Below are 12,708 nucleotides of genomic sequence, written 5' to 3' on the forward strand. Positions count from 1 at the left end.
ACGCACGGCTGGGTGCCCGCCCCGGCCGCCCGGCCGCCGCTCCGCGGCAGCTATTGGGCGAATAGTGCACCTGCACAACGGCGGCCCGTATAGTGAAGGCATGGCTGTCACTCTCGCCAAACTCTTGGCCTCCCCCGCGCTGCACCTGAAGCTGGTCGGTACCGCGCAGGGCGACCCGGACGCGCCGATCACCTGGGTGGCTTCGACCGAGCTCGAGGACCCGTTGCCCTTCCTGACCGGCGGCGAAGTGGTGCTGACCACCGGCCTTCGCCAGAAGACCGCGGCCGCGCAGCGCCGGTTCGTGGAGCGGGTGCACGAGGCCGGCGCGGTCGGCATGGGCTTCGCGCTCGGGCTGACGCACCGCCGGGTTCCGGCGGGCGTGCTCGCCGCCGCGAACCAGCTGGAGCTTCCGGTCTTTGAAGTTCCCTACGAGACACCCTTCGTGGCGATCAGCAAGATGGTCGCCGACGCCATTTCCGCCGACCATTACAACCGCCTGGAGCACCTCCTCAAGGACCACCAGGCGCTGGCCGCCTCGCTGTTGGGCGGCGGCGGCCTCCCCGCGCTCCTGCGCACCCTGTCGGCGATGGTGGGCACCGACGTCGTGCTCTCCCAATACGGGACCCGGCTGTACGGAACCGGCGGCGGCGAGGAAAACGGCTGGCACGAGCTTCCCATCGCCACCGGCCTGAAGGACCGCTGCACGCTGGCCCTGGGCAAGCCGTACGAGCGCAACGCCATCGTGGACTACGCGCAGAGCCTGATCAGCCTGGAACTGAGCAACCAGGCGCACCGCCGCGCGGCCGACCGCAGTTCCGTGGGCCAGGTGCTGCTGGACGTGGTGCGCGGGGTGCTGCAGGGCGGTGACGCCTCCCTGCGGCTGAGCAACGTGGGGATCGACGCCGGACGGCGCCAGCTGGTGGTCATGGTGCAGGTGGCCGCCGCCCAGCGCCGCGCGCTGCCCACGCTGCCGCTGCCCGCCGCGTTCGACGGCGTGGTCACCGGCCTGGTCGACGAGCGGCTGGTGCTGGTGGTCCAGGGCGCCGAATCGGGCGAGGCGCTGGGCCGGGAGCTCAGTGCGTACCTGCAGAATGCGGGCTTCGCCGCCACGGTCGGGGTGGGCGGCAGCTATGCGCAGGCGAACGGGCTGCGCTGGAGCTACTTCGAGGCCAAGGAAGCGGTGGGCCGGGGCGAGCGGCTGAACGTGCCGCAGCGGCTGTCCCTGACCTCCCTGCTGCTGGCCTCGGAAGACGTGCCGCTGGCCGATCTTGCGGCCGAGGCACTCGACCCGCTGGCCGAGTTCGACGCGGCCCACGACGCGGCGCTGCTGCCCACGCTGCAGGCCTATCTGGAGCTCAACGGGTCGGTGGCGGCCGTGGCCGAGGAGCTGGGCCTGCACCGGAACTCCGTGCGCTACCGGCTGTCCCAGATCGTGGAGCTGACCGGCTACGATCCCGCCCTCACCGCGGACCGGGTGCACCTGTGGCTGGCCCTGACGGTGCGGCGGCTGGGTTCGGTGTCGCGGACGAAGGGCTAGCCGGCCGGTCCCTTGCCAATACTCGACGCAGACACGAGGCTGGGGGCATGGGACACGAGACGCACGAAAGCCGGACGGTCACCTGGCTGGGAAGCGACGATCCGCAGCGCGCCGACACGGCAACCCTGAACCTGGAACCGGAGCGCCTGAGCGCCCACGGCGCCTCCCGCACCGCAGGCTACGCCGCCAGCTGGTCCCTCACGACGACCGGCAACTGGTTCACCGAAAACCTCACGGTTTCCGTCCACGGCCCGGGCTGGAGCCGGCATCTGGTGCTGGACCGCGCGCCCGACGGCAGGTGGAGCGCCGCGACCAGGGTGTCCGGGGACAGCGACCTGCCGGAACCGGGGATCGCCGATCCGGACTCCCTGGTCGGGGCGGTGGACTGCGACCTGGGTTTGTGCCCGGCCACCAACACGATGCCGATCCTGCGGCTGGGCCTGGTTCACGACGCCGAGGCCGCCGCGGAACTGACGGTCGCGTGGGTGGAGATGCCGAGCCTGCGCGTGCTCGGCCAACAGCAGATCTACAGCGGCTCCCGCGCCTACGACGACCGCACGGGCACCGCCGCGGTCATCTACACCTCCGGGGACTTCAGCGCCGAGATCGTGGTGGATTCGGACGGCATCGTCATCGACTACCCCGGCCTGGCTACCCGCCGCCGCGACTGACGACGGGCCGTCCGAGGGCACCGGCGGGCCGTGTGTGCCGCCGTCGCCGTCCAGCGCAGTCGGTGCCGCCGCATAGGATGGGACCAAGCCCTCCAATCAACCGTTCCAGGGAGAAACCATGCCCGAAATGTTCGTGGACAAATTCCGTGCCCTCGTGCCCAAGTACCTGGACCGGAAGTGGACCGAGGACGACGGCCTCTCCTACGACGAACTCGAAGGGCTGCTGGGCGCCCACAAGTTCCAGGTCCCGCAGGCGCTGGTGGAGTTCTACCACGCGCTCGGGGGCTGCGAAGACCTGATGGAGGCGCACGACTTCTTCTTCGACCCGGACGAACTGGAGATCGAAGGCGGCTACCTGCTGTTCCTGGACGAGATGGACGAAGAAGCGAACTGGGGTTTCAAGACCGAACACCTGGATGTGCCGGACCCCATCGTCTGGATCCGCACGAACGGCCTGAAGCCGCAGTGGCAGAGCGAGGAGGCGACCTTCAGCGAGTTCGTCTTCGAGATGTTCGAGTGGGTCTTCGGCGACGACGACGAAGAGGAAGACTGAGCCGCCGGCCGGTTCAGCGGCTCTCGGCCGCCAGGGCGACGCCGAAACCGACCAGCACGATGCCCGTGATCCGGTCGATGGAACGCGTCACGGCCGGAGTGCGCAGCCACTTCCGGGCCGCATGCGTGCCCCAGATGATGGCCGAGAAAAACACCAGCCCCTCCAGGTTGTGCACCAGGGCCAGCAGGATGCCCATCAGCGCCGGGGAGACGCCCGGAGGGATGAACTGCGGGATCATCGCCACATAGAAGACGCCGACCTTCGGGTTTAACAGGTTCGTCCCGACGCCGGTGAGCCACGCCCGGACGTACGACGCCGGAGCGGCCGGCGCGCCGGCGTCTGCGGGGCGCGTGGCAGGTTTTCGGAACGACCTCCACAGGATCCGGGTGCCCAGCCAGGCCATGTAAGCGGCGCCGGCCACCTTCAGCACCGTGAACGCCGTTTCCGAGGCGGCCAACAGGGCCGACGCCCCGACCGCGGCCGCGATGCCCCAGGCCAAGGCTCCGGTGTTGATGCCCAACGCCGTCGCGTACGCCCTGCCCCGGCCTTGGCTGACGGCTGAGCGCAGCACCAAAGCGGTATCCATCCCGGGAACCAGCGTCAGCAGGCCGGCCACCAGGGCGAAGGACACCAGTGCTTGTTCTACGGTCACCCGTTAGTCCCCGAAGGACGGCGCCGGCAGGGTTGGCATGGTCAAGGTGGACCCGTCGGTCAGACCTCGCGGTCCACGACGGCCTCGGCGAAGGCCGTCAGCGCGGCCTTGACCGTGCTCTCGGGCAGCGGGGCAAGGGAGGCCTTGGCGGCGTCGGCCCATTCGCCCGCGATGGCCCAGGCCTGGGCGGTGACCGGATGCCCGCGCAGCGCGGTGACGGCGTCGGCCAGGGCCTGGTCCGACGTCAGGTCCGCGTCCACCAGGTCCAGCACGGCGGCGGCGGACGCGTCGCCGTCGGCCGCGGCCTGGCGCAGCAGCAGGACCGGCAGGGTGGGGACGCCCTCACGCAGGTCGGTGCCCGGGGTCTTGCCGGACTTGGCCTTGAGGCCGGTCACGTCGATCACGTCGTCGGCCAACTGGAACGCCACGCCCACCTTCTCGCCGTATTCCAGCATCACGTTCACGGCCTGCTCGCCGGCTCCGGAGAACATGGCGCCGAGCTGGCCGGACGTGGCGATCAGCGAGGCGGTCTTGTCCGCGATCACTGAGAGGTAGTGTTCCACCGGATCCTCGTCCTCGCGCGGGCCGACGGTCTCGTGCAACTGTCCCAGGCAGAGCCGCTCGAAGGTGCGCGCCTGGATGCCGACTGCTTCGGGCCCCAGCTGGGACACCAGCAGCGAGGCGCGGGCGAAGATCAGGTCGCCGGCGAGGATGGCCACCTGGTTGCCCCACACCTCGTGCGCGGTCGGGGCGCCCCGGCGGTACGGCGCGGAATCCATCACGTCGTCGTGGTAGAGCGTGGCCAGGTGCGTCAGTTCAACGACGACGGCGGCCTGCACCACGTCGGGAACGGAGCCGTTGCCCAGCTGCGCGGCCAGGATGGTCAGCAGCGGACGGATCCGCTTCCCGCCGGCTTCCACGAGATGGCGGCTGGTGGCGTCGGCGAACGGGTCGGAGTGTGCGATGGCCGCGCGCAACTGCTTCTCCACGCGCGCCAGGGCGGTGGAAACCGCGGGACCGAGCTCGGCGTCCTGGGCCACCGGGGCGAAGCCGTCCGGCAGGTTCAGGCTGGTGGCAAGGGCGGCAGTCGCGGTATCCAGCTCCGGCGACTGCGGCGGGTTCTGGCCGGCGGGAGTCCAACTCGGTTTGGCGTCAGTCACTGTTCAACACTAACTAATCGTGGGGGCGGTATGGCCGGCCGGTTTGTGGCCGCCGGCCTGGTTCGATGCCGGCGGCGTCAGTTGCTCCAGCAGATGAATAACTCTATCCTCAAATCCCTTGCCGCCCGAGTCGGTCAAATTGGCCAGCATCCGCACCACGAAGCGCATCAACGGCGGGACCGGCATTCCGGTCCGCAGGGCCAGTTTCATGATGGCCGGTTTGCCGATCAGCTGGGCGAAAATCCGGCCCAGCGTGAAGTGGCTGCCCCAGTGCCCGCGGATGATGTCCGGGTAGCGGGCCATCGCGGCGTCGAAGCCGGCCATGCTGAGCACCTGCCCGCCGGTCCCGGACAAGCGGCCGTGCGCGTCGGCGATCAGCTCGGCCGCGTAGCGGGCGGACTCCATGGCGTAGGAGATGCCCTCTCCGTTGAACGGGCTGACCATGCCGCCGGCGTCGCCGAGCAGCAGCAGGCCGGGGCTGTAGTGCGGCGTCCGGTTGAACCCCATCGGCAGGGCCGCACCGCGGACCTGTCCCACCTGGTTTTCCTCGGTGAAGCCCCACTCCGCCGGCATGCCGGCGGTCCACTCGCGGAGCACCTGCCGGTAGTCCAGCTTCCCGAAGGACTTGGACGAGTTGAGGATGCCCAGGCCCACGTTGGATGTACCGTCGCCGACGCCGAAGACCCAGCCGTAGCCGGGCAGCGGGTTGCCGGCCGCGTCGGGGAGTTCCAGCCATCCCTCCATCCAGTCGTCGTCGTGCCGGGGCGAGGTGAAGTAGGTACGGACGGCCACGCCCAGCGGCCGGTCGTCGCGCTTCTCGATGCCCAGGCTCAGGGCGGTGCGGGTGGAGTTGCCGTCGGCGGCCAGCACCACGTCGGCGAAGAAGTCCTCGGTCTCCCCGGTCTTGCGTCCGCGCCCGTCCAGCACGTTGGCGCGGACCCCGGTGACCCGTCCGGCCTCGTCCCGGAGGGCGGTGGAAACGGAGTGGCGTTCCAGCACGACGGCGCCGGCGGCCGCCGCGTGACGGGCCAGTTGCTCGTCGAAGCCCATCCGGGTGCGGATCAGGCCGTAGTCCGGGAAGTCGCTCAGTTCCGGCCAGGGCAGCTCAAGCTGCCGGCCGCCGGCGATCAGCCGCAGCCCCCGGTTCCGGCGCCAGCCGGCGGATTCCTCGTGTGGCAGTCCCAGCAGCTGGACTTCGCGCACGGCGCGGGGCGTCAGGCCGTCGCCGCAGACCTTTTCGCGCGGGAAGGCCGTCTTTTCCAGCACGGTCACGTCCACGCCGGCGCGGGCGAGGTAGTACGCGGCCGTGGATCCGGCCGGCCCCGCCCCAACAATGAGAACTGACATGGCTACAGGGTGTGCCTGCTGCTCTGGCGCCGCAGCGCGGCCTGCGCCCGGGCGTTGGCCGCCTCGTCGCGGCCGGGCTTGACCGCCCGGTGCACGGCGACGATGCCGCCGGACAGGTTGCGGTAGGCCACGTCCTGCCAGCCTTCGCCGGTGATCCACTCGCCCAGCTGGTCCTGGTTGGGCCAGGCGCGGATGGACTCGGCCAGGTAGACGTAGGAGTCGGGGTTGGACGAAATCTTGGACGCGATCGCCGGCAGCGCGCGCATCAGGTACTCGGTGTAGACGGTGCGCCAGACCGGGAGGGTGGGGTGCGAGAACTCGGCGATCACGAGCCGGCCGCCGGGCTTGGCCACGCGCAGCATTTCGCGCAGCGCCAGTTTCGGATCGCTGACGTTGCGCAGGCCGAAGGAGATGGTCACGGCATCGAAGGAGTTGTCCGCGAAGGGCAGATTGGTCGCGTCCCCGGCCACGAAGTCGATGTCGGGGCGGCGGCGCTTGCCGACGCGCAGCATGCCCAGGGAGAAGTCGCACGCGACCACGTGGATGCCGGCATCGGCATAGGGTTCGCTGGAGGTGCCCGTCCCGGCGGCCAGGTCCAGGACCTTCTGGCCACGTTCGGCGCCCACCGCGTCCACCACGATCCGGCGCCACCGGCGGGTCTGGCCCATCGACAGCACATCGTTGACCAGGTCGTACTTCGGCGCCACGTCATCGAACATGGCGGCTACTTCATCCGGGCGCTTCTCCAGCGATGCACGATTCACTGGGCCATTGTCTCAAAGACCGGCGGCCGCCCGCGAACCCGGGCTTCGGGGGCGGTGGCATTTGCCGGGCAGAGTAGGCTTAATGACCATGACCTCCCCCCTGTCCCCCTCGTCCGGCCTGCCCGGAACCGGGCCTGCCGCAGCGGCCGGCCGCACGGAACCGGAGGCCGCAGACCGGTTGCCCCGCGGGACCCTGCGCGGCATCACGGTCGAGTGGCCCGCGGTGCCCGACACCCAAGGGCTCATGGAGTATCTGGTGCGCGACGACGTGCTCTGCTGGGTGCGGCGCGAGGGCGGGCTCGCCGGCTTCGGCGAGATCGCGCGGTTCACGGCCAGCGGGCCGGACCGCTTCCGGCAGGCGGCCGCATGGTGGCGCGGGATCCAGGCCACCGCCGACATCGACAACCGGGTGGACGGCCCGGGAACCGGGGCGGTCGCCTTCGGCTCCTTCGCGTTCTCCTACACCTCGACCCACAGCTCCCGCCTGGTGGTGCCGGAGGTGCTGGTGGGCCTGGATGGCGACCGCGCCTGGCTCACCTATCTGACGTACGACGCCGATGCGCACCTCAGCGCCGAGACGGCCGAGGCCGTGCTCGCGGGCTGGCTGGAAGAGATCTCGGTAGAGCGCAGCCCCGATCCCGCCGACTCCCTCGTTCCGGGACAGGTCTCGGAGCAGGCGTACATGGATGCCGTCGCGGCCGGGGTCAAGCGCATCCGGGCCGGGAACCTGAGCAAGCTCGTCGTGGCCCGGGACGTGGTGGCCAATCTCGCCGCGCCCATCGCCACCGCCCAGGTGCTGCGCGAACTCGCGGCGCGGTACAAGGACTGCTGGACGTACTCGGTGGACGGGTTGATCGGCTCCACGCCGGAGATGCTGATCAAGGTGGAGAATAACGTGGCGCGCGCCCGCGTGCTGGCCGGCACGCTCGACCGCTCCCGAGCCCACGGCCACGCCGGCGAATCGGACACCGACTACGCCCAGCGCGTGCTCGCCGGCTCCGAGAAGCAGCTGCACGAGCACCGGATCGCCATCGACTCGCTCACCCGCAAACTCGAGCCCTTCACCACCGCGATGAGTTCGCACAGCGAGCCGTTCGTGCTGGAGCTGCCCAACGTATGGCACCTGGCGTCCGACGTCTCGGCCGAGCTGGCGCACGACGGCGGGCAGCCGCCGTCGTCGTTGGAACTGGCCGAAGCTGTGCACCCCACCGCGGCCGTGTGCGGCACCCCCACCGAGGTCGCCGGCGCCCTGATCCGCGAACTGGAGCAGATGGACCGCGGGCCGTACGCCGGCCCGGTGGGCTGGACCGACGGCGCTGGCAACGGTGAATGGGGCATCGCGCTGCGCGGCGCCGTGGTGGAGGGTCCCCAGCGGGTCCGGCTTTATGCCGGCTGCGGCATCGTGGACGGCTCCGATCCGGAGGCCGAGCTGGCGGAGACCTGGGCCAAGTTCCGGCCGATGATCGAGGCGCTCGGTTTGCGCCGCAGATAACTATTCACCGACAATCGGCACGGCCGGGGGCCAACCGGCCTCCCGCCGACTACGCTGTTTTCCAATAGGCAATGGCTGTAGCCTGTGGTGCATATCACCTGTTGCGGGCATTCCCGTTACACTTAAGCCGGATTTCCAACGAGACAAAGGTAGTAACTATGCGCAAAAACGCATCCAAGGCGGTCCAGGGGTTCTCCCTTCTGGCCGTGGCGGCACTCGCTTTGACCGCGTGCGGTGGTTCGGACGACGCCGGCGGCAACGGCGGCACCGGCACCGCCGGCGCGGGATCCGAGCTGCCCCTCGTCCAGCCGGGCACGCTGACCGTCTGCTCCGACATCCCCTACCCCCCGTTTGAGTTCGAAGAGGGCGGCAAGTACACGGGCTTCGACATCGACCTGATCACGGAGATCTCTTCGGAGATGGGCCTTGAGGTGGCCATCCAGGACGTCGGTTTCGACGCCCTGCAGTCGGGCGTCACCCTGGCCGCCGGGCAGTGCGACCTCGGCGCCAGCGCGATGACCATCACCGAGGACCGCAAGAAGAACATCGCCTTCTCCGACCCCTACTACGACTCGCTGCAGTCGCTGCTGGTCCCGAAGGACTCCGACATCAAGGCCGTGGGCGATCTCTCCGGCAAGAAGGTGGGCGTCCAGCAGGGCACCACCGGCGAGGCCTACACCCGGGAAAACGCGCCGGAGGACGCCGAAGTCGTCGCCTTCCCGTCCGATGCCGAGATGTACCAGGCCATCCAGGCCGGCCAGGTCGACGCCTTGCTGCAGGACCTGCCGGTGAACATCGGCCACACCGAGGACGGCAAGTTCACCATCGTCGAGGAGTACAAGACCGACGAGTCCTACGGCTTCGCGGCGAAGAAGGAAGGGTCCGAGGCCCTGGTCTCGGCCGTCAACGATGCCCTCTCGACGCTGCGCGACAACGGCAAGTACCAGGAAATCTACGACAAGTACTTCACCGAGTAGCAAGCCCTCCGGCCCCCGTTCCCGTGCGTGAAGCAGCGGGAACGGGGGCCGCCGACTTACAGCTGGAAGGCATCACCAGTGAAACCTTCGACCCGCCGCCGACTTTTCCGCGGGGTCCTTTACGCCATCTTCATCGCCGCCGTCGCCGCCGTCGCCCTGGTGGCCGATTGGGAGGCCATCCGCACGAGCTTCCTGAACCCGGAAGTCCTGGGTGAGCAGTTCCCCACCATCATCGTCACGGCGGCCAAGAACACGGTCGTCTACACCCTGATCGCCTTCGTCGGCGGCTTGCTTTTCGGTCTCCTTTTGGCGCTCATGAAGCTCTCGCCCGTGGCCCCCTACCGGTGGGTGGCGACCGCCTACATCGAGCTGTTCCGCGGCCTGCCTGCCCTGCTGGTCATCTTCGGCTTCGCCTTCGCGGTCCCGATCGCGTTCCAGTGGCGTCCGCCCGGAGGCAGCACCGGGGCCGGGCTGATCGGTCTGATCGTCGTCTCCGCCGCCTACATTGCCGAGACACTCCGCGCCGGCATCGAGGCCGTCCCCGCCGGGCAGCGGGAGGCGGCCCGCTCGCTGGGCATGAACCCGAGCTGGACCATGGTCTCCGTGGTGCTGCCGCAGGCGGTGCGCATCGTCACGCCGCCGCTGACCAACGAGCTGGTCATCCTGATCAAGGACACCTCTCTGCTCTTCATCGCCGGCATGGCCCTGGGCAATCGGGAACTCACGACTTTTGCCCGCGACGGCGTCTCCCAGTTCGCCAATGCCACTCCCCTGGTCGCCGCGGCGCTCATGTACCTGATCATCACCTTGCCGCTCACCCAGCTGGTCGCCTGGCTGGAGAAGCGCAACAACAGGAGCCGGTAACCCCATGACTGAAGAATCGCTGCGCCACGACAGGCCGGCCATCGAGGTCAAGGACCTCTGCAAGAACTTCGGCAACAACGAGGTCCTCAAGGGCATTGACTTTCATGTGAACCAGGGCGAAGTGGTCTGCGTGATCGGGCCCTCGGGCTCCGGCAAGTCCACCTTGCTGCGCTGCGTGAACCGGCTCGAGGAGCCCACCAGCGGCACCGTCCTGGTGGAAGGCGTGGACATCACCGACCCGGAAACGGACCTGGACCGGGTCCGTACCCGGATCGGCATGGTGTTCCAGCAGTTCAACCTGTTCCCGCACCTGAACGTCCTGGACAACCTCACCCTGGCCCAGCGCCGGGCCAAGAAGCGCGGCAAGGCCGAAGCCATGGAAGTCGCCCGGAAGAACCTGGAGAAGGTGGGGCTGGCAAACCGCGAGAACGCCTACCCCGCCCAGCTCTCCGGCGGGCAGCAGCAGCGGGTGGCCATCGCGCGCGCCCTGTCCATGAACCCGGACATGATGCTCTTCGACGAGCCCACCTCGGCGCTGGACCCCGAACTGGTGGGCGACGTGCTGGAGGTCATGCGCAAGCTGGCCGACGAGGGCATGACCATGATGGTGGTCACGCACGAGATGGGCTTCGCCCGCGAGGTGGGTGACCGCGTGGTCTTCATGGACGGCGGCGTGGTGGTGGAGCAGGGCAAGCCAGAGGACGTGCTTGCCAACCCGCAGCACGAACGCACCAAGGCGTTCCTCTCGAAGGTCCTCTGAGCAGGCTCACCCCAGCACAACGAGCAGCTCACCCCAGCACACCGGGCAGGCTCACACAGCACAACGGGCAGCTCACCCCAGCAGACGGGAGGTGGCGGTCGCGACGGCGGCCGCCACTTCCGCGTGCACGGCCCGCAGCCGGCTTCGGTCGGTGCGCACCTCCACCGCGCTCCGCCCGGCCACCGGCTCGGAGAGGACGGAGTCCAGTTCGTCCGCGTCCTTGACCAGCCGGTGCCGGACCCCGTAGCCAGCCGCCAGCGAGGCAAGGTCCGCGCGGTGCGGGGTGCCGAAGAGGCGTTCGACGGCGGACGTGAACGCCGCGTGCTCCCCCACCTTTCCGTGTTCCAGGGTCGAGAAGATCCCGCCGCCGGAATCGTTGACCACCACGATCTGCAGGTCGGGTTCGGGCTCCCCGGGTCCGAGCAGCAGCGATCCGGCGTCGTGCAGGAAGGTCAGGTCGCCCATGAGGGCCCGGGTTCCGGTTCGTGCTCCCAGCGCGATGCCCGCCGCAGTCGCCACGGTGCCGTCGATGCCGGCCACCCCACGGTTGGCGTGCACGAAAGCGTTCGGAATGTCAGTGGGCGTTCCGGCCAGGTCCACGTCGCGGATCGGGTTGGACGAACCGAGCACCAGCCGGCCACGGGTGTGGAGCCAGACCGATCGTGCGACCCGCAGGCCCGTCAGCTCCGGTTCGACGTCCACGCGTCTGATCAGGGCCGCATCGGCCGCATCGGCGGCGTCCCGCCAGAGCCGCAACCACGCGCCGGACCCCTGGCCCGAGAAGATCGACAGGTCCGCCGGCTCGGAAATCACCCGCTCCCGTCGGCGCCCGGGCTCGTACCAGGGGACCGGATCCGGCTGGAACAGCGCGGCCTGGACGTCCTCCCGCGCCAGCAGGGCGGACACCGGCCGCGAGAGCGTCGGGCGGCCAAAGACCACGGCCCGTTCGATCTGTGACCCGAGGTGGCCCAGCAGCAGGCGGTAGGGGCCGATGGCGTTCGGGCCGAACCTAGCGTTGGAGGACGGTTCGGCCAGCAGCGGCAGCCCGTGTGCACGCGCGAAGGCTTCGGCTCCGGCTCCCGCACCGTGTCCCGCCACGACCACGGTGCGGCGTTCCTCGGTCGCGTGGATAGTCGGTTCCGCCTGGCCCGCGTTCCAACTGGTGGCCCGCCCGGGTGCTATCGCCCCGGGTGCCGAGGCACCGCCGTCGTCCGTTGCCCGTACCGGCGCCGCGGCGTGGTCAGTAGCCGTATCCGTATCCGGGAACAGCGGGTCGCGGAACGCGAGATTGATGTGCACGGGACCGACCGCACCCGGATGCGCCGCCGTTTCGGCCGCCGTGGTCGCTGCGTTAGCCGCCGACGGCGCGGCCGCCAGCGAGAGCAGGTCGGCCGTCGCGGCCGCCGGGGCCGGCGGGATGCCCTTCGCGTTGAGGAGGATGGAGCGGATGGCGTCCGTCGGGTCGTCTCCGGCCGGGATGTCCACGGCCGAGCGCACGTGGATGCCGAACAGTCCGTGTTGCACCGTAGTCTGGTTGGCACCGGTGCCGCGCATTTCGGCCGGGCGGTCGGCGGAGAGCACCACCAGCTCAACGCCGGCGTGATTGGCTTCCATCACCGCCGGCAACAGCTCGCCCACGGCCGTTCCGGAGGTTGTGACGACCGGAACCGGGCGCAGCGAGCCCAGCGAGAGCCCGAGCGCGGTAAACGCCGCGCCCCGCTCATCGATGCGCACGTGCAGCCGCAGGTCGCCATGCGTTTCGGCCTCGGCAAGCGCGTACGCCAGCGGGGCGCTGCGCGAACCCGGCGCGATGACGACGTCGCGCACTCCGCCCCAGACCAAGGCCTTCACGGCCAGTCGGGCGGTATCCATCGAGCTCAGCTGCGCAGTCACCCCCTCATGGTAAGCAGACGGCCGCGCCCCGAGGGACG

12 protein-coding genes are annotated in these 12,708 nt (G+C 69.7%); 7 read left to right on the forward strand and 5 right to left on the reverse strand.

Translation table 11 applies throughout. The features are described from left to right. Positions 1-100: 100 nt before the first annotated feature. From AC5RVG_RS04020 to AC5RVG_RS04030, 3 genes are all read left to right on the forward strand, one after another. Positions 101-1,537 (forward strand): PucR family transcriptional regulator, encoded by a 1,437-nt coding sequence (locus AC5RVG_RS04020; RefSeq protein ID WP_494000585.1) that lies wholly within the window; start codon positions 101-103, stop codon positions 1,535-1,537. A gap of 47 nt (positions 1,538-1,584) precedes the next feature. Next, positions 1,585-2,208 carry a putative glycolipid-binding domain-containing protein gene (locus AC5RVG_RS04025; protein WP_494012798.1) on the forward strand — a complete coding sequence of 208 codons (624 nt, stop codon included), beginning with the start codon at positions 1,585-1,587 and terminating at the stop codon, positions 2,206-2,208. A 118-nt stretch (positions 2,209-2,326) separates the two neighbouring features. Further along, a complete protein-coding gene (locus tag AC5RVG_RS04030; protein WP_494012799.1) occupies positions 2,327-2,761 on the forward strand; it encodes a hypothetical protein in 435 nt (144 codons plus the stop codon). Between the two features lie 13 nt (positions 2,762-2,774). Here AC5RVG_RS04030 and AC5RVG_RS04035 read toward each other — a convergent pair whose 3' ends face one another. From AC5RVG_RS04035 to AC5RVG_RS04050, 4 genes are read right to left on the reverse strand one after another with little or no spacing between them, the layout of a single operon-like run. Beyond that, entirely contained in the window at positions 2,775-3,413 is a 639-nt protein-coding gene (locus AC5RVG_RS04035; RefSeq protein ID WP_494012800.1) for a LysE family translocator, read from the reverse strand. A 59-nt stretch (positions 3,414-3,472) separates the two neighbouring features. Then, the gene (locus tag AC5RVG_RS04040) at positions 3,473-4,573 is read right to left on the reverse strand and encodes a polyprenyl synthetase family protein (protein WP_494000589.1); all 1,101 of its coding nucleotides are present in this window, start codon (positions 4,571-4,573) and stop codon (positions 3,473-3,475) included. A gap of 9 nt (positions 4,574-4,582) precedes the next feature. Further along, positions 4,583-5,920, reverse strand: coding sequence for a geranylgeranyl reductase family protein (locus tag AC5RVG_RS04045; protein ID WP_494012801.1), 1,338 nt, complete (start codon positions 5,918-5,920; stop codon positions 4,583-4,585). A 2-nt stretch (positions 5,921-5,922) separates the two neighbouring features. Further along, entirely contained in the window at positions 5,923-6,684 is a 762-nt protein-coding gene (locus AC5RVG_RS04050; RefSeq protein WP_494012802.1) for a demethylmenaquinone methyltransferase, read from the reverse strand. 244 nt (positions 6,685-6,928) lie between these two features. Here AC5RVG_RS04050 and AC5RVG_RS04055 point away from each other — a divergent pair, with 244 nt between their 5' ends. From AC5RVG_RS04055 to AC5RVG_RS04070, 4 genes are all read left to right on the forward strand, one after another. Then, positions 6,929-8,176: an isochorismate synthase gene (locus AC5RVG_RS04055; RefSeq protein ID WP_494013003.1), complete on the forward strand. Its 1,248-nt coding sequence runs from the start codon at positions 6,929-6,931 to the stop codon at positions 8,174-8,176. A gap of 158 nt (positions 8,177-8,334) precedes the next feature. After that, a complete protein-coding gene (locus tag AC5RVG_RS04060) occupies positions 8,335-9,153 on the forward strand; it encodes a basic amino acid ABC transporter substrate-binding protein (protein ID WP_494012803.1) in 819 nt (272 codons plus the stop codon). A gap of 78 nt (positions 9,154-9,231) precedes the next feature. Further along, entirely contained in the window at positions 9,232-10,017 is a 786-nt protein-coding gene (locus AC5RVG_RS04065; RefSeq protein WP_494000593.1) for an amino acid ABC transporter permease, read from the forward strand. Positions 10,018-10,021: 4 nt separating this feature from the next. Further along, entirely contained in the window at positions 10,022-10,777 is a 756-nt protein-coding gene (locus tag AC5RVG_RS04070; RefSeq protein ID WP_494000594.1) for an amino acid ABC transporter ATP-binding protein, read from the forward strand. 72 nt (positions 10,778-10,849) lie between these two features. Here the strand turns inward: AC5RVG_RS04070 and menD are convergent, their stop codons facing one another. Continuing rightward, complete coding sequence (menD, locus tag AC5RVG_RS04075; RefSeq protein ID WP_494012804.1) at positions 10,850-12,670, reverse strand: 2-succinyl-5-enolpyruvyl-6-hydroxy-3-cyclohexene-1-carboxylate synthase; 1,821 nt, start codon at positions 12,668-12,670, stop codon at positions 10,850-10,852. Positions 12,671-12,708 lie beyond the last annotated feature (38 nt).

The sequence above is a fragment of the Arthrobacter senegalensis genome (assembly GCF_059091765.1).